The sequence below is a fragment of the Mesorhizobium ciceri biovar biserrulae genome, assembly GCF_001618845.1.
Taxonomy (GTDB): domain Bacteria; phylum Pseudomonadota; class Alphaproteobacteria; order Rhizobiales; family Rhizobiaceae; genus Mesorhizobium; species Mesorhizobium ciceri.
Genome location: NZ_CP015064.1, coordinates 3,938,472 through 3,961,593, shown reverse-complemented (window position 1 = coordinate 3,961,593; position 23,122 = coordinate 3,938,472). Strand labels below are relative to the sequence as shown.

The 23,122-nt window shown below is 63.5% G+C and carries 23 protein-coding genes; 22 read left to right on the top strand and 1 reads right to left on the bottom strand.

Features of this window, described 5'->3' with window-relative positions; translation table 11 throughout:
* Nucleotides 1-102: 102 nt before the first annotated feature.
* From A4R29_RS18495 to A4R29_RS18465, 7 genes are all read left to right on the top strand, one after another.
* Nucleotides 103-1,047 (top strand): heme/hemin ABC transporter substrate-binding protein, encoded by a 945-nt coding sequence (locus A4R29_RS18495; protein WP_063172551.1) that lies wholly within the window; start codon nt 103-105, stop codon nt 1,045-1,047.
* A 280-nt stretch (nt 1,048-1,327) separates the two neighbouring features.
* The gene (locus A4R29_RS18490; protein WP_013530814.1) at nt 1,328-1,924 is read left to right on the top strand and encodes a thioredoxin family protein; all 597 of its coding nucleotides are present in this window, start codon (nt 1,328-1,330) and stop codon (nt 1,922-1,924) included.
* Between the two features lie 31 nt (nt 1,925-1,955).
* On the top strand, nt 1,956-3,581 hold the full coding sequence (locus tag A4R29_RS18485; RefSeq protein ID WP_063172550.1) for an FAD-dependent oxidoreductase: 1,626 nt from the start codon (nt 1,956-1,958) through the stop codon (nt 3,579-3,581).
* Entirely contained in the window at nt 3,578-3,904 is a 327-nt protein-coding gene (locus A4R29_RS18480; RefSeq protein ID WP_013530816.1) for a 4Fe-4S dicluster domain-containing protein, read from the top strand. The genes A4R29_RS18485 and A4R29_RS18480 overlap by 4 nt, the downstream gene beginning before the upstream one ends.
* Before the next feature lie 17 nt (nt 3,905-3,921).
* Nucleotides 3,922-4,758: an ABC transporter ATP-binding protein gene (locus A4R29_RS18475; RefSeq protein WP_013530817.1), complete on the top strand. Its 837-nt coding sequence runs from the start codon at nt 3,922-3,924 to the stop codon at nt 4,756-4,758.
* 12 nt (nt 4,759-4,770) lie between these two features.
* Entirely contained in the window at nt 4,771-5,667 is an 897-nt protein-coding gene (locus A4R29_RS18470) for an ABC transporter permease (RefSeq protein WP_145923773.1), read from the top strand.
* 35 nt (nt 5,668-5,702) lie between these two features.
* Complete coding sequence (locus A4R29_RS18465; protein WP_063172549.1) at nt 5,703-6,722, top strand: aliphatic sulfonate ABC transporter substrate-binding protein; 1,020 nt, start codon at nt 5,703-5,705, stop codon at nt 6,720-6,722.
* 57 nt (nt 6,723-6,779) lie between these two features.
* On the opposite strand, the gene A4R29_RS18460 is transcribed toward A4R29_RS18465, so the two are convergent.
* Nucleotides 6,780-7,808, bottom strand: coding sequence for a LacI family DNA-binding transcriptional regulator (locus A4R29_RS18460; RefSeq protein WP_013530819.1), 1,029 nt, complete (start codon nt 7,806-7,808; stop codon nt 6,780-6,782).
* A gap of 336 nt (nt 7,809-8,144) precedes the next feature.
* Between A4R29_RS18460 and A4R29_RS18455 the strand changes: the two genes are divergently transcribed.
* The 15 genes from A4R29_RS18455 (at nt 8,145) to purU (ending at nt 23,117) form a co-directional block, all read left to right on the top strand.
* Nucleotides 8,145-9,758, top strand: a complete 1,614-nt coding sequence (locus tag A4R29_RS18455; protein ID WP_063172548.1) for an extracellular solute-binding protein — start codon at nt 8,145-8,147, stop codon at nt 9,756-9,758.
* A gap of 81 nt (nt 9,759-9,839) precedes the next feature.
* The gene (locus A4R29_RS18450; protein ID WP_013530821.1) at nt 9,840-10,700 is read left to right on the top strand and encodes a carbohydrate ABC transporter permease; all 861 of its coding nucleotides are present in this window, start codon (nt 9,840-9,842) and stop codon (nt 10,698-10,700) included.
* A complete protein-coding gene (locus A4R29_RS18445) occupies nt 10,697-11,656 on the top strand; it encodes a carbohydrate ABC transporter permease (protein ID WP_013530822.1) in 960 nt (319 codons plus the stop codon). Before A4R29_RS18450 ends, A4R29_RS18445 begins: the two co-directional genes overlap by 4 nt.
* Nucleotides 11,653-12,744, top strand: coding sequence for an ABC transporter ATP-binding protein (locus tag A4R29_RS18440; RefSeq protein WP_063168540.1), 1,092 nt, complete (start codon nt 11,653-11,655; stop codon nt 12,742-12,744). The genes A4R29_RS18445 and A4R29_RS18440 overlap by 4 nt, the downstream gene beginning before the upstream one ends.
* Nucleotide 12,745: 1 nt before the next feature.
* Nucleotides 12,746-13,807 carry an ABC transporter ATP-binding protein gene (locus tag A4R29_RS18435; protein WP_063172547.1) on the top strand — a complete coding sequence of 354 codons (1,062 nt, stop codon included), beginning with the start codon at nt 12,746-12,748 and terminating at the stop codon, nt 13,805-13,807.
* Nucleotides 13,808-13,842: 35 nt separating this feature from the next.
* Entirely contained in the window at nt 13,843-14,928 is a 1,086-nt protein-coding gene (locus tag A4R29_RS18430) for a Gfo/Idh/MocA family protein (protein WP_063172546.1), read from the top strand.
* Nucleotides 14,929-14,983: 55 nt separating this feature from the next.
* Nucleotides 14,984-15,898: a sugar phosphate isomerase/epimerase family protein gene (locus A4R29_RS18425; protein WP_013530826.1), complete on the top strand. Its 915-nt coding sequence runs from the start codon at nt 14,984-14,986 to the stop codon at nt 15,896-15,898.
* A 64-nt stretch (nt 15,899-15,962) separates the two neighbouring features.
* The gene (locus A4R29_RS18420; protein WP_024501562.1) at nt 15,963-16,907 is read left to right on the top strand and encodes a sugar ABC transporter substrate-binding protein; all 945 of its coding nucleotides are present in this window, start codon (nt 15,963-15,965) and stop codon (nt 16,905-16,907) included.
* Nucleotides 16,908-16,988: 81 nt separating this feature from the next.
* Complete coding sequence (locus tag A4R29_RS18415) at nt 16,989-17,969, top strand: ABC transporter permease (protein ID WP_032898639.1); 981 nt, start codon at nt 16,989-16,991, stop codon at nt 17,967-17,969.
* Nucleotides 17,966-18,748 carry an ATP-binding cassette domain-containing protein gene (locus A4R29_RS18410; RefSeq protein WP_024501560.1) on the top strand — a complete coding sequence of 261 codons (783 nt, stop codon included), beginning with the start codon at nt 17,966-17,968 and terminating at the stop codon, nt 18,746-18,748. Before A4R29_RS18415 ends, A4R29_RS18410 begins: the two co-directional genes overlap by 4 nt.
* Nucleotides 18,749-18,764: 16 nt before the next feature.
* Nucleotides 18,765-19,946, top strand: a complete 1,182-nt coding sequence (locus A4R29_RS18405) for an aldose 1-epimerase family protein (protein ID WP_063168537.1) — start codon at nt 18,765-18,767, stop codon at nt 19,944-19,946.
* 10 nt (nt 19,947-19,956) lie between these two features.
* Nucleotides 19,957-21,078, top strand: coding sequence for a fatty acid desaturase family protein (locus tag A4R29_RS18400; protein ID WP_082827440.1), 1,122 nt, complete (start codon nt 19,957-19,959; stop codon nt 21,076-21,078).
* A gap of 11 nt (nt 21,079-21,089) precedes the next feature.
* On the top strand, nt 21,090-21,404 hold the full coding sequence (locus A4R29_RS18395) for a MocE family 2Fe-2S type ferredoxin (protein ID WP_013530832.1): 315 nt from the start codon (nt 21,090-21,092) through the stop codon (nt 21,402-21,404).
* Nucleotides 21,405-21,438: 34 nt separating this feature from the next.
* Entirely contained in the window at nt 21,439-22,239 is an 801-nt protein-coding gene (locus A4R29_RS18390; RefSeq protein WP_063172545.1) for a 3-methyl-2-oxobutanoate hydroxymethyltransferase, read from the top strand.
* Complete coding sequence (gene purU, locus A4R29_RS18385) at nt 22,236-23,117, top strand: formyltetrahydrofolate deformylase (protein ID WP_013530834.1); 882 nt, start codon at nt 22,236-22,238, stop codon at nt 23,115-23,117. Before A4R29_RS18390 ends, purU begins: the two co-directional genes overlap by 4 nt.
* Nucleotides 23,118-23,122: the final 5 nt, after the last annotated feature.

Below are 23,122 nucleotides of genomic sequence, written 5' to 3'. Positions count from 1 at the left end.
GCAGGTCAGGGCACGGGTCACATATTAAAACATGATGACACAAGTCAACTTTAAATTTATAGCCGACCATCCTCGAGAAGCATCTGGCACGGGAACAGCGGCATGGTCGGCAGTTTAGGCGAAGGCAAGACGACCCACTGGTCGCAACCGGGCAGGATCGCGGCGGTGCTGCTTCTGGCACTGTCGGTGCTGGCGCCTTCCTGCGGCTTCAAGGCGCTGGCCGCCGAGACCGTTGTCGATGCGCTGGGGCGAACCGTCGTGCCGGGCGCGGCGACCCGGATCGTGACGCTCGGTTCCGACGTCACCGAGATCGTCCACGCGCTGGGCGCCGGCGGGCGAATCGTCGCTATCGATCGCGGCAGCAAATATCCGCCTGAAGTCGCGCAAAAACCCAATGTCGGCTACCGCCGCCAGCTTTCGGTCGAGGGGCTGGCCAGCCTGCGTCCCGACCTGATCCTGGCCGCAGAAGACAGCGGGCCTCCTGAAGCGGTCGAGGTGCTGAAGTCGCTGGCAATCCCGATCGTCTTGGTCCCGCAGGACAACAGCCCGCAAGGCATCGAGCACAAGATCACGTTGATCGCCGCCAGCCTTGGGCTCGAGGACAAGGGCAAGGCGGTTTCCGCCGAGGTGCTCACCGCCTTTCAGGCTGCCGCGGATCTGGCGTCGCAAATTCCGCCGGAGCGGCGCAAGAAGGTGGTGTTCTTCCATGGCCTGGTACGTCTGAGCGCTGCCGGCGCGGGTACTTCTGCCGACGCCATCATCCGCTATGCCGGCGGCCTCAACCCTATGGACATCGTACAGGGCTACAAGGCGGCGTCGGAGGAAAAACTGATCGAGATGGCGCCTGACGTTATCCTGATGATGAGCGACGGCAAGGGCGGGCCGACGGCCGAGCTGGTGTTCGGCAACCGCGCGCTGGCGGCAACGCCGGCGGCGGCCAACAAGGCGCTGGTCGTGCTCGACGGCGCCTACATGATCGGCTTCGGCCCGCGCACATCGGATGCGATCCGCGACCTGGCGAAAGCGCTCTATCCGGAAGGGGAATGACGTCGCGAAAATCGCAAGACGGTTCGGCTGGGCAGTACAATTTCGTCGCCGAACCCCGTTGCGCTTGATAAATGCTGTCCGTCCGGATTTCTCCGGATCGGCTTCCGCCCGAACAAACTTGGCGGCTCGGCCTGAAACATTGGCACGATATTCTAAGCCGCGCGGTTGACCGTGAATGCGCTCTCCAGCCTATAATTATACTAAATTCATAGACTAACTGCAAACGCTCGGAGCGCTCGCATCTTGGCCTGTGAAAATGGTTGAACAAGGGAGCGCATCGATGCCGAAAACAGAGTCCAATCCGGTCGACCTCGGCACCAGGGCCGCCGACTTCCTGCTGCCCGACGCGCAAGGTGTGCTGCACCGCCTTGCCGATTTCGACGCCAAGCCGGCCTTGCTCGTCGCTTTCATCTCCAACCGCTGCCCGTTCGTCGTGCTGATCCGCGAGCAGCTTGCCGCTTTCGCCAGGGATTACGCCGGCAAGGGGCTGCAGGTGGTGGCGATCAACGCCAACGACCACGAGGCGCATCCGGAGGAGACGCTCGCCCGCATCGGCGAGGAAGCCGAAAAATTCGGCTATTCCTTCCCCTATCTCAAGGATGCGTCGCAGCAGACGGCGAAAGCCTATGGCGCGGCTTGCACGCCCGACTTCTTCCTGTTCGGCACTGACCGGCGGCTCGCCTATCACGGCCAGTTCGACGATGCGCGGCCGGGCAACGGCAAGCCGGTGACGGGTGCCGATCTGCGCGCGGCGGTCGATACGGTGCTGGAGGGCGGCAGGCCCACTGCCAGCCAGGCGCCGTCGATCGGCTGCAACATCAAGTGGAGCGCGGGCAACGAGCCGGTGTGGTCTTCCAGCGCGGCCCGCGCGGCCTAGCGCCTGCTTCGACTTTATTCGCCAGGTCTCCATGCCCGAGCCGCAAAAATCCGCTTCCGACAGCTTGCTGCTCCAGGCCGACGTGCTGGTGCTGGGCGGCGGTCCGTCGGCAGCTTGGGCAGCAGTCGCCGCGGCCGAGGCCGGCGCCAAGGTGGTGCTGGCCGACAAGGGCTATCTCGGCACCAGCGGCGCCACCGCGCCGTCCAACACCGGCACCTGGTGCGTGCCGCCGGGCGACAACAGGCATGCCGTGGTCGAGCGACACTGGCAGCGCACCGGCGAACTCGCCGACCCGCGCTGGATGCTGCGCTGCGTTGACACCGCCTACCGCAACCTGCTCAGGCTATCCGAATGGGGCTATCCCTTCCCGAGCGAGGATGACGGCCGGCTCTACATCGCCAATCTGCGCGGCCCGGACTACATGCGCTTCATGCGCCGCCGCGTGCTTTTGGCCGGCGTCACCGTCCTCGACCATCATCCCGCGCTCGAACTTTTGTCGGACGGCGATGCCATCGTCGGCGCCGCCGGTGTCGCCAGGCAGATCGGTCAGGATTGGCGCGTTGACGCCAACGCGGTGGTGCTGGCGACCGGTGGCTGCGCTTTCCGCGAGCGCATCCTCGGCGCGACCGGGCTGACCGGCGACGGCTATCTGATGGCGGCGGAGGCCGGCGCCAGCCTGTCGGGCATGGAGTTCACCGGCAAATACACGCTGGCGCCCTACGGCTCCTCGTTGAACAAGGGGCTGCCGTTCCGCTGGGCGTCGTTCCATCGCGAAGATGGCTCACCGATCGTCGGGCCGACCGGCGAGCCGTTGCGCAACGGCATCGGCGACCGCGAGGAGGAAGTGGCGCGCGCGCTGATCGACGGCCCGGTCTACGCGCGGCTCGATCAGGCCGAACCGGCGCTGCAGGGCTGGCTGCGCCAGGGCCAGCCGAATTGCTTCGTGCCCTATGACCGCGCCGGCATCGACCCTTTCAGCGAGCTGTTCCGCATCACCCTGCGCGCCGAAGGCACGGTGCGCGGCACGGGCGGCATAGACATCGTCTCCGACGATTGCGCCACCGGCGTACCCGGCCTCTATGTCGCCGGCGACGCGGCCAGCCGCGAGATCATGACCGGTGCGGTGTCGGGCGGCGGCGCCGTCAATTCGTCCTGGGCGCTGGCCAGCGGCTGGTGGGCGGGCAAGGGCGCTTCGACCCATGCCAAGCGCCGGACCGGCAAGGCATTCCGCACTGAGGTGCAGTCGCTTGGCCAGGCTGGATTACGTCCTGCATCATCGCCGCGCGTCGACATCTCGGCAGGCGAAGTCATCGAGGCGGTGCGCAGTGAGGTGACGCCGCTCGACAAGAATTTCTTCCGCACCGGCGAAGGCCTGGAGAAAAGCGGCGAGCGGCTGGAGAGTGTCTGGCGCGACGTGCGCGACCATCTGCAGGGCGACGGGCTGGATAGGGTCCGTACCCGAGAGGCAGCTTCGATCGCCGCCGCCGGGCGCTGGTCCGTGGCCGCAGCGCTGCACCGCACCGAGAGCCGCGGTATGCATCGCCGCACCGATTTGCCGGGCAAGAGCCCGGCCTTCGCGCACCGGCTGGTCATCACCGGTGTGGATGCGTTCCGCATCGCAGGCGCGCCTGAGCGGCTGGCGGAGCTGGCGTCATGATCGAGATCGTCTCGGCCACGCGCTGCGTCGAATGCGACATCTGCGTCAAGGTGTGCCCGGCCAACGTCTTCGACGCGACCGAGAGCGGCGTGCCGGTGATCGCCCGCCAGGAGGACTGCCAGACCTGCTTCCTGTGCGAGATCTACTGCCCGACCGACGCGCTCTATGTGGCCGAGTTCGCCGAAGGGCCGACCGGCATCACGGAAGCTCAGGCCGACGCCCGACAGCTGTTTGGCTCCTATGCCCGCGCGCTCGGCTGGAAGCGCGGCAAGGCCGGCGGCTCGGAATTCGACCCGACGCACCGCATTCGCGTGGCGCAGTGAACCGATCGGAGACAGATATGGACCGTATCGTCGTCAGCGACATCAGCAAGACCTTCCAGCTCAAGCCGGGGCAGTTCGTCACCGTCGATGGCGAGGCGACCGACCGCGTCACCGTGCTCGACGGCGTTGACCTCTCGATCCGTAAGGGCGAGTTCATCACGCTGGTCGGCCCCAGCGGCTCGGGCAAGTCGGTGCTGCTCGACATCATTGGCGGGCTGACGCAGGCGACCGGCGGCGACGTCAAGCTCGATGGCCGGCGCATCACCAGGCCCGACCCGAAGACCGGCTATGTCTTCCAGCAATATGCGCTGTTTCCTTGGCGCACGGCGCTCGCCAACATCGAATATGCGCTGGAAGTGCGCGGCGTGGCCAAGGCTGAGCGCACGGCGACGGCCCGCCATCTGTTGTCGCTGTTCGGCCTTGCCGGCTTCGAGGACCGTTTTCCCAACCAGCTGTCCGGCGGCATGCAGCAGCGTGTGGCGATCGCGCGTGCGCTGGCCAGCAACCCGGAAGTGTTGCTGATGGATGAGCCGTTCGCGGCGCTCGACCAGCAGACGCGCGAGCTTCTGCAAGGCGAGCTGCTGCGGATCTGGGGCAAGATCAACACGACTGTCATTTTCGTCACCCACTCGATCGACGAGGCGATCTTCCTCGCCGACCGGGTGGTGGTGATGACGGCGCGGCCGGGCGCGGTGAAGGAGATCATCGATATCGACCTGCCACGGCCGCGCGACGGCGACATCCGCGCCAGCGCCGAATTCAATCTATATCGCGCTCGCGTCTGGGACGTGCTGCGCGACGAGGTCAACAAGGCGCAGAAGGACTGGACTCTGTCGCCAGCCTTCAGTCACTGAGGAACTGGACCCATGGCCTATCTGACCGAGAAGTTTGGCTCCGCTGGAGCGCTCCACCTGTTTGCCGGCGCTGGCGAAACGGTAGCCGCCGCCAGGGTCCCCGCCATCAAGGCCAACGCCAAGATCCGGAGCAAGAAAGCGAGCCACGGCACATTCCTCTATGGCTTGCCGCTGCTCGGCCTGTTCTTCCTGCTGTGGGAGATCGCGCCCCGGCTCGGCTGGCTGAACCGGATCTTCTTTCCGCCGCTGAGCGAGGTGCTGGTCGCCTGGTGGGCGCTGCTCGCTTCGGGCGTGCTGATCGAGCATATCGGCATGAGCCTGCAGCGTGCCGCGATCGGCTTCGCACTCGGCGTGGTGGTGGCCATCCCGCTCGGTCTGTTGATGGGGCGCTATTCGCTGTTCGAGAAGGTTTCCGACCTTTTGGTGCAGACGCTGCGCAACACCTCGCAATTCGCGCTTCTGCCGGTGTTCATCCTGCTGCTCGGCATCGGCGAGGAATCGAAGGTCGCGATCACCTTCTACTCCTCGGTTTTCTTTCTCCTCGTCAACACGATCAGCGGCGTCAAGTCGGTCGATCCGCTGCTCATCAAGGCTGCGCGCTCGATGGGCACGTCCGACTTCGACCTTTTCCGGAAAGTCATCCTGCCGGCCAGCATTCCCTCGATCGTCGCCGGCGCTCGGCTGGCGGTGAAATCCTCGCTGTTCGCGGTCATCGGCGCCGAGATGCTGGCGGCCAAATCCGGCCTCGGTTTCCTCATCCAGAACTCGCAGCTGATGATGGAAACGGCCGACATGTACGCCGGCATCCTGACGCTGACCGTCATCGGCCTGACCGTCAATTACCTGCTCGTCTGGTTCGAGCGCTGGGCAACAGCCTGGAAGGGCCAGTCCGAGACCTCGCTCATTTAAGCGGCCCCATCATTCCAAACAGGAAGGATTTTCCCATGCCCAACATTCCATTCGACGCAATTCGCCGGCTGCTGCTGAAGGGCGCCATTGCCGTTGTCATCGGCCTTGGCGGCATGCCTGCCTTCGCACAGGACAAGCCTGACATCATCCGCATCGGCAGCACGGCGCCGGGGCACCTCAAATTCATCCTCGCCCAGAAGGACGGCTGGTGGGACAAGGAATTCGCCAAGGACGGCATCAAGGTCGAACTGGTGACCTTCAACGGTGGCTCGGAAGCCACGACGGCATTGGCGACCGGCGCCATCGAGTTCACCTATACCGGCAACAATCCGGCGCTGCGCGTTGCTGCGTCCGGCGCCGACGTCAAGCTGATCGGCCTGTCGAGCTATGTGAAGGCCGGCGGTTCCTACATCGTCGTCAAAACCGACTCGCCGTTGAAGACGCTGCAGGATCTCAGGGGCAAGAAGGTCGCCTATCTCACCGGAACGGTGCGGCATTCGAACTTCAGCAAGGCACTGAACAGCGTCGGCCTGACCACCAATGACGTCGAAGGTCTGAACCTGCCTTTCGAGGCATCCGGCCCGGCGCTGCTGCGCGGCGATATCGACGCCATTGTCGAGACGGATTCGACGGCGGCCAAGCTGGTCGACACCGGCGAGGCGCGGGTGCTGTTCGACACCAGCACCCATCCGGAATGGAACGTGCCGAACGTCATCTCGGTCAACGGCGCCTTCGCGGCGAAATATCCCGATCTGGTCAAGCGGCTGCTGAAGGTCGACATCGAGATTTCGCGTTGGGCCGACGCTCATCCGGACGAGACGATCAAGACGTTTGTGGAGGCGACCAAGTCGTCGGAGAAATCCGTCCGCAAGACCTATGCCGACGGGGTGTTCCACCAGGATCCGAAACTAACCGACGACGCGATCGCCGCCTTGCAGGGCGAGGAGAAATTCATGGCCAGCGCCGGGCTCCTGAAGGGCTCGATCGACTACGGAAAATGGGTCGACAAGAGCTTTGTCGATGGCGCCGCGGCTAAAATCGCTGCCGTCCAATAGACTGGAAGCATCGAGCGGGGCGGGCGCTTTACCGCGCTGCCCCGTTCGTCTGGTCCGTCAAATCTCAGGGATGTTCTCCTTGAAGATCACCTGCAGCCTTGGCTGGTGCAGTTCATAGGGCAATCCCCGGACCGCATGGGTCAAAGTGTTGAGCGCTTCGCGGGCTTCGACGCGCGGGTTCTGGTCGATGACCGCGTCGAGCGTGCCGTCGAGCAGAAGGTCCTTGGTGCCGTCCGTCACCTCGTGGCCGAGGAAGACCATGGACTGGGCGCGGCCGTGCTCCTTGAGCGCGCGGGCGATGCCGGTGTTGCCGGCGCCGACATTGTAGATCGCGGCAAGGTCGGGGTGCCGCTCCAGCAGGGCCGATGCCTCCGAATAGGCCTTCTCGCGGTCGTCGAGCATTTCGCGCATCTCGACGATCTGCAGGTTGGGTGATTCCTCGGTCAGGACGTGGCGGAACCCCATCTCGCGTTCTTCGTGGCCGCGATAGGACAGCGAGCCGGCGAACAGCGCCACCTTGCCCGGATGCCCCGATCCCATGAAGCGGTTGAGCAGATAGCCGGCCAGCCGCCCGGCGGCGCGGTTGTCGATGCCGATATAGGCGACCCTGGGCACATGCAGGATGTCGGAGGCGATGGTCACCACCTTGATATCGTTGGCCGACAGGGATCGGATCGCTTCGCGCACCGTCGGATGGTCGAGCGCTATAACGCCGACGCCTTGCGTCTGTCCGCGCAGGTCCTGCAGCAGGCGGGCGAGCCGGTCAGGATTGAAGCCCTCGATGGTGGCGATATGGACATCGAGGTCGGGCCGCGCCAGAGCCTGTGCCTCGATGTGCCGGTGCAGCATCTTGATGAAGGAATTGGTGCCGGCCGGCAGCGCGAAGTCGAGCCGGATGACCTCGCCGGGCGCAGGCCGTGGCGGCGCGCCGTTCGGGCCTTCGGCGATGTAGCCGAGGCGCTGCGCCATTTCGAGCACGATTTCGCGCGTGCGCGCCCGCACGCCGGGTCGGTTGTTGAGCACGCGGTCGACAGTGGCGGCCGAGACGCCGGCTTCCCGGGCTATGTCAGTCAGGGTGGAACGCACCGTCTTTCATCTCCTGCATGCGTCAGATCGGCTGGTGACGGCTTCCCCGCCATCGGCGATTCTGATGGGAAATGATGTATCCGCCCTTAGCCTATGCGCAAGCCGCCGCGCTAAATCAAATGGTCCGGCAGGGCTGCGCAGGGCCGGGAAGGGTCGTGTGCCCTCAAATTGAAGCACCCGGCATGATGCATGGATCCCGTTTTTGTGCATTTCCTTGCCCTATTGCGATGTTGTGAGGTGTTTTGATTATTTATGATGTTGACAGCCTTGCCATGCTGCCGTCAATATCCCTCATAAGGGCCGTGGAGGAAACGTGGCCCTGAGGGAGGAGTTTCAATGTCTGACTTGATCCGCATCTCGCGGCGCCGGCTGCTGGCATCCGGAGGAAAGGCGGCTGTGATCATGGCCGCCGCTGGTATCGCACCCCAATTCATTCGTCCCGGCCGCGCCTATGCGGCCGACGCGCTGGCGCCAGGCATGATCGGCGGCCCGACGGGCTTCGATGGAGCCGAGCGCTACCAGTATGGCGCCGACACGCCGGAAGGCCGCGCCATCGAGGCGGCCAAGGCGCTGAAGGGCGCCGGCAAGGCGCCCGCCAAGATCGTGCTCGGCCTGTCCGACGGCTCGATCGGCCAGCTCACGCAGCCGTTCCCGGCCGGTGCGCCGTCGATCAAGGAGCTGTGGGAAAAGGAAACCGGCATCGCGATCGAAATCGTCGGTTTGCCGAACGGCCAGGAATTCACCAAGACGATGCAGGACATCTCCACCAAGGGTGGGGCCTATGACATCTATTCGACCGAATGGAACCGCCTCGGCGACCTCGCCGAAACCGGCGGCATCGCCAAGCTCGATGACTTTGTCGCGCAGCACAAGCCCGAATGGGACGATCCCGTCAGCGGCTATGTCAACGGCGCCAAGGGCGTGTCGCTGCTCAACAAATACCGCGGCTCCAGCTATGGCGTGTCGCTGGACGGCGACTTCCAGACCTGGGTCTACCGCACCGATTTGTTCGGCGACGAAGCCGAGAAGAAGGCCTTCAAGGACAAATACGGCTACGATCTGGCGCCGCCGAAGACCTGGAAGCAGCATGGCGACATCGCCGCCTTCTTCCAGCGCCCGGACAAGGGCCTGTTCGGCTCGACCGACCTGCGCAACCAGGGCTGGGGCTACACCAACTGGTACCAGCGCTATGTCTCGATGGCTTCGCCCAACCAATTCCTGTTTGGCGATGACGGCAAGCCGATGATCAATTCCGAGCAAGGCATTGCCGCCACCGACGAATATGTCGCTTCGCTCGCACATCATTCGCCGGATGCGATCTCCTGGGGCTGGCCGGAGCAATACGGCAACTTCGCCAAGGGTGGTGCGGCGATGACCTGCGCCTTCTCCAACCTGCCGAAATTCCTCGACAATGCCGGCAACAAGGACTCAGCCGTCACCGGCAAGATCGGCTCGATGCTGCCGCCCGGCCGCGAGATCGACGGCAAGCTGATCAGCCGTTCGGTGCTGTGGTTCTCGCTGACCGGCATGGTCTCGTCACAGTCGAAGAACCAGGAGGTCGCCTACCTCCTGCTGCAATGGCTGGGCTCGGCCCGTATCTACGCCTGGATGAGTGCCAATCCCGGCGGTTATCTGGACCCGTTCCGGCTTTCGGACTTCTCCGATCCGCTGGTGCGCCAGACCTATCATGCCTACCACATGGACGTCGTGCGCGAGACGGTGGCGCGCACCGTGCCGACCATCAACTATCCCGGCGCGACAGCCTTCCACAATGCGCTCGACGAGAACCTGATGGCGGCGCTGACCAAGGCCAAGACATCGGAGCAGGCGATGGCCGATACCGAGGCAGAGTGGAAAAAGATCGCCCGGCGCACCGGCGAGGACAAACTGCTCGAAGCCATCAAGACCAACAAGGAGGCCTGGCCGACAGTTCTCGATCCAATCGTCTGATCCTTCTCCCTGGATCACATCGAAGGAGGGGAGGAGCTTGCTTCTCCCCTCCGCCCACAACGCCACCAGCAAAGCCGCCAGATGAAGCGTTCCGTTCCTTTCCTGATATTCCGCTATGCCGCGATCTTCGCGGCCATGGCGGTGACGCTGGTGCCGATCCTGTGGATGGTGTCGATGGCGTTCAAGCCGATCGCCGAATGGTCGGCGACCGGCGCCGACCTGACCTGGTGGCCGAAGAACCCGACGCTCAGCAATTTTCGTTTCGTCTTCGGCGAGTCGACCAACAATTTGATCGTCGCGCTCGACCGTAACGCGCTGAAGCCGATCCTCGCATCGCTGCTGTCGGCGGTTTTCGGCACGGTGATCGCCATGTCGGCGGGCACTGCGGCGGCTTATGGGCTGTCGCGTTTCGGCTCCGGCCAGAACCTGCCGCTGGCGCTGATCCAGCTCAGGATTTTTCCCCCGATGGCGGTCATGATCCCGGTGATGATCATGTGGGCTTTCCTCAACTTCACCGACAGCTGGTGGGGCCTGGCGCTGATCTACGGCATCGTCACCTTGCCGTTCGCCTTCTGGCTGATGAAGACCTTCTTCGACGACATGCCGCGCGAGATCGAGGAGGCGGCGCTTGTCGAAGGCTGTTCGCGGCTGCGCGTCTTCACGCGCATCACGCTGCCGATGATGCGCGCGCCGCTGGCCAGTGCTGCGCTCTTCGTCTTCATCCTCAACTGGTCGGACTATCTGATCGCGCTGCTTCTGACGACGCGCGAATGGGTGACCATCCCGGTCTACATGGCCTCGCTATCCTCCTCGATGACCGGGCAGCTCTATGGCGCCAAGGCGGCGCTTGGCCTGATCGCGGCCGTGCCGCCGGTCATCATGGGCATCGCCATCCAACGCCATCTGGTGCGCGGGTTGACATTCGGGGCGCTCAAGCAATGAGCGCGGTGACTGTCATGACTTCCAAGGATGAGGTGAAAGCCGTCGGAGCAAAGCCGGTTTCGCGCGATGAGGGCGCAAGGCTGGGTTTCCGGCTGACATTGCCTGCGCAGATCCTGGTGCTGTTCATCTCGGCCTTCCCGCTGTTGATGCAGCTCTACATCAGCGTCACCGACTGGTCGCCCCTGTCGGGCACCGGCTGGTGGAACGCCTGGTCGATGTGGAACAGCTTTGCCAACTACACCGATCTCGCCGCCGACGCGCGCTTCTGGAGCGCGCTGAAGCGTACGGCCATCGTCATGATCGTCTGCGTGCCGGCGGAATTCCTGCTTGGGCTGGCGCTGGCGACACTGTTTGCCGACGATTTCCCGGGCAAGCGCGTCTTCTATTCGATCCTGCTGATGCCGATGATGGTGGTGCCTGCCGTGGCCGGCTACATGTTCTTCATGCTGTTCCAGTCGGGCGGCCCGGTGAACGACATCTTGTCGGCGCTCACCGGATCTCCCGTCACCATCGCCTGGCTGTCGGATCCGACTCTGGCGCTGATTGCGGTGATGGTCGCCGACATCTGGCAATGGACGCCGCTGATGTTCCTTATCCTGCTTGCCGGCCTGGTCGGCGTGCCGGAGGACCAGATCAAGGCGGCGACGCTGCTCGGCGCCAATCCGTGGCAGCGCTTCGTCACCATCGTGCTGCCGAAGATGAAGACGATCATCATCATCGCGTTGGCGATCCGGGTGATCGAGAACTTCAAGATCTTCGACACGCTCTACATCATGACCGGCGGCGGTCCAGGCGTCGCTACCGAAACCATCTCGGTCTACATCTACAAGCTCACCACGCAGGACCTGATCTGGGGCTATGTGGCGGCGATCGCGCTGGCCATTTTGGTCGTGCTGTCGATCGTCGCGGTGTTTGCCATGAAGCGCATGGCGCGTGCACGCGAGGTACCGGCATGAGCGCCATCCACCTGCAAAACCTGGTCAAGAAATTCGGCGACTTCACCGCGCTGAAGACCATGGACCTGGCAATATCAGATGGCGAGTTCATGGCGCTGCTCGGCCCGTCGGGCTGCGGCAAGTCGACGACGATGAACATGATCGCCGGCATGGAAGAACCGACCGGCGGCAAGATCCTGTTTGGCGAGCGCGACATGGCCGGCGTGCCGATGGGCCGGCGTGGCGTCGGCTTCGTGTTCCAGAACTACGCCATCTTCACGCATATGACGGTGCGCCAGAACCTTGCCTATGGACCAAAAATGCGAGGGGCTGCCAAAGCCGAGATCGATCGCCGTGTCGGCGCCATCGCCGAGATGCTGCAGCTTTCGCCGCTGCTCGACCGCAAGGCCGACAGGCTGTCGGTCAATATATTGCAACGGGTGGCGATCGGCCGCTCGGCGATCATGGAGCCGGCGATCTTCCTGCTCGACGAGCCGCTCTCCAATGTCGACGCCGCTTTCCGGGCCGTCATGCGCACCGAACTGAAGCAGCTGCAGCGGCAGTTCCGCCAGACCATGGTGTATGTCACCCACGATCAGCTCGAGGCGATGACCATGGCCGACCGCATCGCGGTCATGGATCATGGGGTTTTGCAGCAGGTCGGCACGCCGCTCGAGGTCTACAACGATCCAGCCAATGTCTTCGTCGCCCGCTTTATCGGTGCGCCGGGCATGAATCTGCTCAAGGGCAGGCCGGCGGAGAGCGACCGCGGACTGGTCGTCGATCTCGGACCGCTGGGCGTCACGCCGCCGCTGCCGGGCGAACTCGCAGCGGCCATGCGTGGTGCACGCGGCGAGGTGCTTTACGGATTCCGGCCTGAACAGGCGACGTTGGTGCAGAATGGGCAGGGCCTCGCAATGCCGGTGACCTTTGTCGAACGGATCGGTGCGCGCACCATCGTTCATCTCGGCCAGGGCGAGGCGGCTGTGAAAACGGTGTTCGACAATGATGTCGGGCTGGCTATCGGCGACACCGCTGTCATCGCTCCCACTACGTCGTCGGTGCGCGTCTTCGACGCCGCTACCGGCCTTGCGATGAAGGCAGGTTGAGATGGCCGATATCGTCTTCCGTAATGTGACCAAACGCTACGGCAATACACTCGCCGTCGACGACGCCTCGTTCACCGTCAACGACAATGAGTTCTTCTGCTTCTTCGGTCCGCCGCTGTCGGGCAAGTCGACCATCCTGCGCCTGGTGCTCGGGCTGGAGGCACCTGACACCGGCGAAATCCTGATCGGAGGCAGGCCGGTCAACGCGATGTCGCCGGCCGAGCGCAACGTGGCGATGGTGTTCCAGAACCTGGCGCTGTTTCCGCATATGAGCGCGCTCGAAAATGTCCGCTTTCCCCTGGTCGAACGCCGGGTCGCCGAGGCCGAGATCAAGCGGCGGGTCACCGACGTCGCGGCGAAGCTGCATATCGGCCATATCCTGCACAAGCCGCCGGGACAGCTTTCGGGCGGGGAGCGGCAGCGCGTAGCGATCGCCCGGGCTCTGGTGCGCGATCCCAATGCCTATCTGATGGACGATCCGATCTCGGCGCTCGACGCCAGGCTGCGCGAAGAAACGCGCGTCGAGCTGAAGCGCATCCAGCGCGAACTCGGAAAGACGCTGATCTACGTCACGCACGACCAGGAAGAGGCGATGTCGGTCGCCGACCGCATCGCCATCTTGGAGGACGGCAAGATCAGGCAGATCGGTACGCCGGCAGAGATTTACGACCGCCCGGCCAGCACCTATGTGGCAAGGCTGCTTGGTTCGCCGATGATGAACATCCTCAGATCGGCGCGCGGCGATGGCGGTGTCGAAGCGGCTGAAGGCACGATCCGCATCGACGACAAGACAGCGCCCGCCGACGCCGTGGAGATCGGGCTGAGGCCGGAGGACATCAAGGTCAGACCGTGGGCGGATGGGGGGCCGGGCCGCCCGGCGCGAGTGTTCGAGGTCGAGCCGCTTGGCGGCTACACTGTGGTGACGCTCGCTGCCGGGCAGGCGCGGTTGAAGGCATTGCTGCGCGGCCAGCCCGACATCCGGCCGGATGCCATGGTGGCGATATCCTGCGAGCCGGCCAGAGTGCATTATTTCGAACAGAGCGGCGGGGCGTTGGCACGATGACGGCCGCCGCAAGGAAAGAGTTTCGGGAGGAAGAGATGGCAAGCAAAGGCTTCGAGCCGGACGTGAAGGTCCGCACGAAGGAATACAAGATCGGCTGTGTCGGCGCAGGCATGATCATGGCCGAGTGCCATCTCGCCGCCTACAAGGAAGCCGGGTTCCCGGTGGTGGCAATCGCCTCGCGCACCAGGGCCAGCGCCGATAAGGTGGCGACGCGCTGGGGCATTTCGACCGTCCACGACACACCGGAAAAACTGATCGAGGACGAAAATGTCGAGATCATCGACCTTGCTTTCCCGCCCGACCTGCAGCCGGCGCTGATCCGTCACGCGCTGAGGCAGAAGCATATCAAGGCGATCCTGGCGCAGAAGCCGCTGGCGCTGTCAGTCGAGGAAGCGGTCAAGCTGCGCGATGAGGCGGCCAAGGCCGGCAAGATCCTCTCGGTCAATCAGAACATGCGCTACGACCAATCGATGCGCGTCTTGAAGCAGATCATCGACAGCGGCGCGCTGGGCGACATCGTCTTCGCGCAGATCGACATGCACGCCATCCCGCATTGGCAGAGCTTTCTCGAGGATTATGACCGGCTGACGCTCGCCAATATGAGCGTGCATCATCTCGACGTGCTGCGCTTCCTGTTCGGCGATCCCGACGAGATCACCACGCTGACACGCAAAGACCCGCGCACGACATTCGACCACTCCGACGGCATCACCGTGTCGACGCTGCGCTTCCCGTCCGGCGTGCTTGCCGTGTCGCTGGAGGATGTCTGGTCGGGTCCGCGCCAGGATGGCTACAAGGACGACCAGCACATCAACTGGCGCGTCGACGGCAGCAAGGGGGTCGCGAAGGGCACCATCGGCTGGCCGACGGGCGCTGCCTCGACGCTGACTTACGCTTCGACCGAGACGACCGGCGGCGAATGGGTCAGCCCGAGCTGGGACACGATGTGGTTCCCGCATGCCTTTATCGGTGTGATGGAGCAGCTCCAGCACGCGGTGAAGACCGGCACGCCGCCGGCGCTGTCGGTCGCCGACAACGTCAAGACCATGGCGCTGGTCGAGGCGGGCTACCGCTCGATCGACGAGGCCCGCACGGTCAAGCTTTCCGAAATCGCTACCTGATCACCGCAGCTGAAACACCAAACAACTGAATCGCTTACAGGGAGGAATTCACACCATGATGCAGGCAGGTATTTTCACGGGCTATTTCCCGTACGGCCTCGAAGAGACGGCGAAGAAGATCCGCGGGCTCGATTTCAACACGGTGCAACTCGACCTCCACTTCAAGGATGTCGACCTGTCGGCCGGGCAGATCACCAAGGACAAGGCCAAGAAGGTGCGCGACGTCTTCCGCGATCATCACCTGCCGGTGTGCTGCATTTCCGGCTACACAAATATCATCCACCCGGACAAGGCCGAGCGCGACAAGCGCGTCGGCTACCTCAAAGAGATCATCCGCAACGCCCGCCATTTCGGCAGCCCGTATGTGATCTCGGAAACCGGCACCTACAACACCGAATCCGACTGGGTGCATCACCCCAAGAACAAGACCGAGGAAGGGTTCGAGGAATGCCGCAAGGTGGTCGCCGACCTTGCCCAGACGGCCTATGACCACGGCGCGGTCTTCCTGCTCGAAACCTATGTCAACAACGTCGTCGGCTCGGTCGAGGAGACGGTCAAGATGTTCGCGCAGGTCGATCACCCCGGCCTCGGTCTGCTGATGGACCCGACCAATTATTTCGAGACGCATAACATCGACAGGATGGACCAGATCCTGAACCAGGTGTTCGACACGCTGACCGACAAGATCAGAATAGCTCACGCCAAGGACGTCAAGCGTTCGGGCGGCGACAAGTCCGAGAAGCACGCCGATATCGGCGACGAGGACGCGCTGGAGAGCCATACATTCCGTGGCGTCGGTGAGATCGAGTTGCCGGCACCGGGCCTCGGTTCGCTGAACTACGACCTCTATCTCCAGCGGCTGGCGGAAAAGCATCCGAACATCCCGGTGATCATCGAGCATCTCTCGGAAGACGACGTGCCGAGGGCCAAGAAATTCCTCGACGGGAAGTTCCGCGCCAACGGTCTGTGACGGCCTTCTCGCGCCGCTGGTTCGCGGCGGCGCGGTTCGGTTCCAAAGTAAGGGAGGAGAAAAAATGTTGAAATTCGCATTGAAACTGGCGGCTGCCGTAACGCTGCTCGCCGGCGTCTCGTTGAGCGCGCCGGCAATGGCGCAGGATGGCCAGAAGACGTTCTACTTGCTGTCGCATGGCGGTCCGTCGGATGCGTTCTGGCTGGACTGGAATGCCGGCGCGACCAAAGCCTGCGACCAGCTCAAGGTGACCTGCAAGATCTCATTCAGCGGCGGCGACATGGCGGCGCAGAAGGAGGCCTTCAATTCCGCGCTTGCGGCCAAGCCCGACGGCATCGCCACCACGTCGGCCCAGCCGGGCTTGTGGACGGAAGAGGTGAAGGCGGCCAAGGCAGCCGGCATCCCGATCGTGTTCTTCAACACAGACGATCCGGCGACCGGACGGCAGGCCTATGTCGGCGCCGATCTCAAGGAGGCGGGGGTCATCTGGGCCAAGTATCTTGTCGACCACAAGATGGTGAAGCAGGGCGACAAGGTGTTCCTGCCGGTGGAAGTGCCCGGCGCCAGCTATCAGCAGCTGGAGACCGAAGGCATCGCCAGCGTCTTCGATCCGTTGGGGATCAAATATGATGTGGTCGATTGCGGCACCGACCCGGCCGGCATCATTGCCAAGATGACCGACTACATGGTGGCCAACAATCCGCCGGCGATCATCGCGCTTGGCGATTCCGTCGCGGCCAGCGTCAAGCGGGTGTTCGACGGCGCCGGCGTGCCGGCCGGCAAGATCCCGGTCGTCGGCTGGGGCAATTCCAAGGAAACCGCGGAAGCCGTCAAATCCGGTTTCGTCAACGCGGCCGCCTGGCAGTTCCCGTCTGCGCAGGGCTTCATGCCGGTGGCGCTGCTCGGGCTCGCCGCTTCGGGTGAGCCGATCGGCTACGACATCCATACGTTCAGCCTCTACGACGCCTCGAGCGTCGAACCGATCCTGAAACTCTACGACACGAAGTGAAAACGGTGCCCGCGGCGTAAGCTGCGGGCGTCTCTTCAAAGCATGGTTCAAGCAGTCATGATGATCGCCGCAGAAGACGAAATGCCTGTCGGGAAACGCAGATCGAGCCTTATGCGCTCGCCGCAATTCTCCTCGCTCGTCATCCTCATTGTCCTGCTCGCGGTGTTCGCCGTTGCCGATGCCAATTTCCTGTCGCCGCTCAACATCTCCAACATGATGGCGTTCCTGCCCGAGCTCGGCATCATCGCGCTCGGCATGACGCTGCTGTTGACGGCGGGCGAGTTCGACCTCTCGGTCGGCGCCGTGTTCGGGCTGGCGCCGGTCATCGTCATGCTCCTGGTGCAGAACGGCGGCGTCGATATAGGTGTCGCCCTTCTGGCCGGGCTTCTGCTGTGCATCGCCATCGGCGCCATCAACGGGCTGATCGTCACCAAGATCGGCATTTCGTCCTTCCTGGTCACGCTGTCGATGCTGCTCGTGGTGCGTGGGGCAGCGCTCTACATCACGCAGGGCTTTCCGCTGAAATCCTGGGACCAGCCGGGTTTTTTCGTGACGCTGCTGGCCGGCAGCTTCAATGTCGGCTCGTTCCGGTTCTACACCTCGCTGTGGTGGTTCATCGGTCTCTCGCTGCTGGCAATCTACGTGCTGCGCTATGCCAAGCTCGGCAACTGGATCAGCGCCATCGGCTCGAACCGCAACGCGGCGGTGGCGCGTGGCGTGCCGGCGGACGCCGTCAAGGTGTGGCTGTTCATCCTGACTTCGGTTCTGGCGGGGCTGGCCGGCATGATCAGCGCCTTCCGCATTTCGGCCGCTTCACCGGTGGCCGGCACCGGCTACGAGCTCGAAGTGATCGCCATGGTGGTGGTCGGCGGCACGGCGCTGACCGGCGGACGCGGCACGATCCTCGGCACCATCGTCGGTGCGCTGATGCTGCGCGCCATCCGCAACGGCATTGTGCTGATCGGCGTGCCGGGCCTCGCCTACAACATCTTCGTCGGCCTGATCATCCTCGCCATGCTCATCCTGCACGCTTTGCTGCAGAAGAACGCCGCAAGGGGCTGACGATGGAAGTTCTCCGGCTGCAGAATCTGCAAAAATCCTTCGGCAGCGTCCGCGCACTGAAGAATGCGTCCTTTGCCCTCAAGGAAGGCGAGGTGGTGGCCCTGCTCGGCGACAACGGCGCCGGCAAATCGACGCTGATCAAGGCGATTTCCGGTGTGTTTCCGATCGACCGTGGCGACATCTATGTGCGCGGTGAAAAGGTTTCGATCCGTTCGACACGCGACGCGATGGACCTCGGCATCGAGACCATCCACCAGGATACGTCTCTTGCGCCGGATCTCAGCATCGCGCGCAATCTTTTCCTTGGGCGCGAGCCGGTCAAGCTGAAATGGCTGGGCGTGTTCGCGCCGCTCGATTTCGCCAAATTGCGAGACGCGGCGTCGGCGCTGTTGAAGCGCGTCGGCATCTCGAAAAAACTCGACGCCGATGCGCTGGTCTCGACGCTATCGGGTGGCGAGCGGCAGTCGATCGCGATTTCTCGCGCCATGCAGTTCGCCGCCAAGGTCATCATCCTCGACGAACCGACCAACAATCTCGGTGTCGAGGAAACCCATGGCGTGCTGCGCTTCGTCAAGGAGGTGCGTGACGCCGGTCATTCCGTGCTCTTGATCACCCACAACATCCATCACGTGTTCCAGGTCGCCGACCGCATCATCGTCATGCGCCGCGGCGAGATCGTCGCCGAGCAGACGGTTGCCGATACCGATCTTCTGACCGTGGAAAGCATCATCACCGGCGCCGATATGTCGGCCCTGCTGAAAGAGACGAGAGCGAAGTGAAGAAGTTGGCCGTCACATGGTAGAACTCTACGGCAAGACGCTTTCGCGCCGGCAGGTGTCGGAACGTTCGGGCATGCTGTCGCAATTTGCCGGCGTGCGGCTGATGACGCTTGGCGACGGCGTGGAACGCGGCATCCGCATGCTGGAGTTCCGCACCGGCACGGGGCTGCGTTTCACGGCGCTGGTCGACCGGGCGCTCGACATCGCCGATTGCGACTTCAAGGGCCAGGCGATCGGCTGGCATTCGCCGAGCGGCTTTCGCAACCCCGGTCTGCACGATTATGAGGGGGAAGGGGGGCTCGCCTGGGCGCGTTCGTTTTCAGGGCTGCTTGTCACCTGCGGCCTCGACCACATATTGGGCCGGGAAGAAGTGCCGGCCGATAGCTACAACTACCCGGGCAGGAAGACTGTGATCCATTCGCTGCATGGCCGCGTCGGCACCATTCCGGCGCGGCTGACCGGTTATGGCGAGACCTGGGACGGCGACCGCTGCGTGCTGTGGGCCGAAGGCACCGTGCAGCAATCGGCAGTGTTCGGCGAGGATCTGCATCTGATCCGGCGTATCGAGGCCGATGTCGGCGGCAACGAGATCCGGCTGTCGGATCGCGTCGTCAACCACGGTTTCAACCGCACGCCGCACATGTATTTTTACCACGTCAATGTCAGCCATCCCTTGCTCGACGAGGGTTCGCGCTATCTGGCGCCGATCCGCGACGTCGTCTGGGCTGGCCATGCCGGCGAGCGCTACCAGGCGCAGAAGGTGGGTTACCGCACGATGCCGGCGCCGCAATCGGGTTTCAGCGAGCAGGTCTGGCAGCACGAGATGGCGGCGGACGCCAATGGCGAGGTGCCGGTGGCAGTGGTCAACGATCAGCTCGGGCTCGGCTTCGAAGTGGTGACGCGCAAGGATCAGCTGCCTTGCGCCTATCAATGGCAGAATTTTCAGGCGGGGCAGTATGCGCTGGGCATCGAACCCTCGACGCATCATGTGCTCGGCAATCTCGCGGCGCGCGAGCGGGGCGAGATGATCTGGCTGGAGCATAGTGAAAGCCGTTCTTACGACGCGGTGTTCCGGGTGCTCGACGGCGCCGGCGCGATCGCCGAGGCCGAAGCAAAGATCGCGTCGATCGCCAGGCAGCCGCAACAGGATTATCCTGTGCCGTCGGGTAATTTTCCGGGATTGGCGGACAGGGCATGAGGCGAAACGAATGCTCCGGCTGGCGGGCCGGAAATCGGAGGTCGATGTGATGGAGAAAAAGCGCGACTACAGCCTGGTCGGGGAAAGCACGCGCATCGCGATCGAGACCGGGCTGGCCTCGGCCGAGTGGTATCACACCGATGTGCCGCGCAAGGCGATGAAAGAGCTGATGCAGCGCTCGGACGGCCCGGCGATCCGCGACACGATCATCTGGATCGTTGCCATATTGGGTTCCGCCGCCGGGATCGCCTGGTTCTGGGGCACGTGGTGGGTGGTGCCGTTCCTGCTCGTCTATGGCGTGCTCTACGGCTCGTCCAGCGACTCGCGCTGGCACGAGTGCGGCCACGGCACCGCCTTCCGCACACGCTGGATGAACGATGCCGTCTACCAGATCGCCAGCTTCATGCTGATGCGCAATCCGGTGACCTGGCGCTGGAGCCATGCCCGCCACCACACCGACACGATCATCGTCGGCCGCGACGCCGAGATCGCGGTGATGCGTCCGCCGGACCTGCTGCGCGCCGCACTCGCCTTCACCGGTGTTCTCGATTTCCGCTATTCGCTGCCGACGCTGTTGCGCAATGCGTTCGGCAGCATCTCGCCGGACGAGAAAAGCTTTATTCCCGAGATGGAGCTTCACAAGGTGGTCACAGCCGCGCGCTGGCATGTCGCCATCTATGTCGCGGCGATCGGGCTAGCGCTTCATCTGTGGTCGTTCCTGCCGCTGGTGCTGATCGGCCTGCCGCGCCTCTACGGCAGTTGGCACATGGTGCTGACCGGCCTGCTGCAGCATATCGGCCTGGCCGACAATGTCACCGACCACCGGCTGAACACGCGCACCGTCTACATGAACCCGATCAGCCGCTTCATCTATTGGAACATGAACTATCATGTCGAACATCACATGTTCCCGATGGTGCCCTATCACGCGCTGCCGAGGCTGCACGAATTGATCAAGCACGATCTGCCCGAGCCGAACCCTTCGATGTGGCATGCCTATCGCGAGGTCTGGCCGGTGCTGCTGAAGCAGCTTCAGTACGAGGATTATTTCCTCAAACGTGAATTGCCGCCGACGGCGCGGCCGTACCGGGACGAATTCCATGCACTGACCGTTCCGGCGGCGGCGGAATAGGGGAGAAGCAGATGGCCGACTGGGTTGAAGCGTGTGGCGTCGACGATGTCGAGGAAGAGGATGTCATCCGCTTCGATCATGGCGGCCGTACCTTCGCCATCTATCGCAGTCCCGATGACGAGTACTTCGCAACCGACGGATACTGCACGCATGAGAAGGCGCATCTGGCCGATGGGCTGGTGATGGACGACATCATCGAATGCCCCAAGCACAATGGCCGCTTCAACTACAAGACGGGTGTTGCCCGGGGCGCACCGGTATGCGTCAATCTCGCCACCTATCCGGTGAAGGTCGAGGCTGGCAAAGTGATGATCCAGATCGGCTGACCTGCCGCCGAATGCAACTGAGGGAATCCTTTTGATGAGCCGAAAAAGACCGACGGTGGCGGATTTGCGCGCCATGAAGGGCAAGCGACAGCTGACCATGCTGCGTGTGCTGACGATGGACGAGGCCGAGGCCGCGGAGCGCGCAGGGGTCGACATCGTCTCGGTGCCGCCCGAATTGGTGCTCAACCCTGAGTACCGCGACGCGGCGCCCAGCCTGTTCACCATGCCGGGCGACAATTTCTACGAGATCGGCACGGCGGACGATTTCGTGCGCTGGGCCTTCCGGCTCTACAAGGCCGGCGCCGACGCGGTCTATTGCAGCGCCGGCTACGCCACGATCAAGCGGATGGCCGATGACAATATCCCGGTGATCGGCCATGTTGGCCTCATTCCTTCTCGCGCGACCTGGACTGGCGGCTTCAAGGCGGTCGGCAAGACCGCCGACACCGCCATGGATATCTTCGCGGCGGTGAAGCAGCTGGAGGCTGCAGGCGCCATCGGCGCCGAGATCGAGGTGGTGCCGGTCGAGGTGGCCAAGACGATCTCGGAGCGGACGTCGCTGATCATGCTGTCGATGGGAGCGGGTACCGGTTGCGATGCGCAATATCTGTTCGCCGACGACATTCTCGGCCAGAACCGTGGCCACATGCCCCGTCATTCCAAGGTGTATCGCAATTTCGCCGCCGAATATGATCGTTTGCAGGCCGAGCGTATCGCCGCGTTTTCGGAATATGTTGCCGACGTGAACAGTCTCGCCTATCCCGAAGACAGGCATGTGGTGCATATGGATCCGGCTGAACTCAGCCTGTTCATGAAGAGGGTCGACGGGGCGTGAAATCTCAAGGCAATGATGCGACGGACGAGGCCGCGCCGGTTCATATTCTCACGCTTTCCTGCGAGGATCGGCCGGGGATCGTCGCCGCCGTCACGGCGGAGCTTGCCGCGAACGGCGCCAACATCGCCGAAAGCAGCCAGTTCTGGGACCGGCAGACCAATCGCTTTTTCATGCGGATCGCCTTCATCAGCCCGCCAGGCTCGACCGGGGACAGTCTGGCGCGGGCCCTGGAATCGAGCGTCGACCGCTTCGGCATGAAGACCGCGCTGGTCGATCAGGGACGCCGCCCGAAGATCATCGTCATGGTCTCCAAGTTCGACCACGCGCTTCTCCATCTGCTGTACCAGATCAGGGTCGGCTGGCTGAACGCGGAGGTTGCAGCCGTCGTCTCCAACCACGAGGATGCCCGCCGCTTCGCCGAGCTGGAGGGCATTCCCTACCACCATTGGCCGACCACCAAGGAGAACAAGGCCGAACAGGAACAGAAGCTGCTGGACCTGGTGCAGCGGACAGGGGCCGAACTGGTCATCCTGGCGCGCTACATGCAGGTCTTTTCAAAAGGTCTGTCGGACCGGCTGTTCGGACGGGCGATCAACATCCACCATTCGTTCCTGCCGAGCTTTAAGGGCGCCAAGCCGTACCACCAGGCTTTCGACCGCGGCGTCAAGCTGATCGGTGCGACGGCGCATTACGTCACCTCCGACCTCGACGAGGGCCCGATCATCGATCAGGAGACCGAACGCGTCACCCATGCGATGAGCGCCGAGGATTTCGTCGCCGTCGGGCGCGACATCGAAAGCCGGGTACTGGCGCGCGCCGTCAAGCTGCATCTCGAAGCCCGCGTCATGCTCAACGGCCACAAGACCGTCGTCTTCTGAGAAGC

Coding starts and splice junctions, on each gene's coding strand:
- A4R29_RS18470 (WP_145923773.1), top strand. CDS start 4,771: ATGGCCTATCTGACCGAGAAGTTTGGCTCCGCTGGAGCGCTCCACCTG.
- A4R29_RS18475 (WP_013530817.1), top strand. CDS start 3,922: ATGGACCGTATCGTCGTCAGCGACATCAGCAAGACCTTCCAGCTCAAG.
- A4R29_RS18390 (WP_063172545.1), top strand. CDS start 21,439: ATGAGCCGAAAAAGACCGACGGTGGCGGATTTGCGCGCCATGAAGGGC.
- A4R29_RS18400 (WP_082827440.1), top strand. CDS start 19,957: ATGCTCCGGCTGGCGGGCCGGAAATCGGAGGTCGATGTGATGGAGAAA.
- A4R29_RS18480 (WP_013530816.1), top strand. CDS start 3,578: ATGATCGAGATCGTCTCGGCCACGCGCTGCGTCGAATGCGACATCTGC.
- A4R29_RS18420 (WP_024501562.1), top strand. CDS start 15,963: ATGTTGAAATTCGCATTGAAACTGGCGGCTGCCGTAACGCTGCTCGCC.
- A4R29_RS18430 (WP_063172546.1), top strand. CDS start 13,843: ATGGCAAGCAAAGGCTTCGAGCCGGACGTGAAGGTCCGCACGAAGGAA.
- A4R29_RS18440 (WP_063168540.1), top strand. CDS start 11,653: ATGAGCGCCATCCACCTGCAAAACCTGGTCAAGAAATTCGGCGACTTC.
- A4R29_RS18395 (WP_013530832.1), top strand. CDS start 21,090: ATGGCCGACTGGGTTGAAGCGTGTGGCGTCGACGATGTCGAGGAAGAG.
- A4R29_RS18415 (WP_032898639.1), top strand. CDS start 16,989: ATGCCTGTCGGGAAACGCAGATCGAGCCTTATGCGCTCGCCGCAATTC.
- A4R29_RS18445 (WP_013530822.1), top strand. CDS start 10,697: ATGAGCGCGGTGACTGTCATGACTTCCAAGGATGAGGTGAAAGCCGTC.
- A4R29_RS18435 (WP_063172547.1), top strand. CDS start 12,746: ATGGCCGATATCGTCTTCCGTAATGTGACCAAACGCTACGGCAATACA.
- A4R29_RS18405 (WP_063168537.1), top strand. CDS start 18,765: ATGGTAGAACTCTACGGCAAGACGCTTTCGCGCCGGCAGGTGTCGGAA.
- A4R29_RS18495 (WP_063172551.1), top strand. CDS start 103: ATGGTCGGCAGTTTAGGCGAAGGCAAGACGACCCACTGGTCGCAACCG.
- A4R29_RS18455 (WP_063172548.1), top strand. CDS start 8,145: ATGTCTGACTTGATCCGCATCTCGCGGCGCCGGCTGCTGGCATCCGGA.
- A4R29_RS18485 (WP_063172550.1), top strand. CDS start 1,956: ATGCCCGAGCCGCAAAAATCCGCTTCCGACAGCTTGCTGCTCCAGGCC.
- A4R29_RS18450 (WP_013530821.1), top strand. CDS start 9,840: ATGAAGCGTTCCGTTCCTTTCCTGATATTCCGCTATGCCGCGATCTTC.
- A4R29_RS18425 (WP_013530826.1), top strand. CDS start 14,984: ATGATGCAGGCAGGTATTTTCACGGGCTATTTCCCGTACGGCCTCGAA.
- A4R29_RS18465 (WP_063172549.1), top strand. CDS start 5,703: ATGCCCAACATTCCATTCGACGCAATTCGCCGGCTGCTGCTGAAGGGC.
- A4R29_RS18490 (WP_013530814.1), top strand. CDS start 1,328: ATGCCGAAAACAGAGTCCAATCCGGTCGACCTCGGCACCAGGGCCGCC.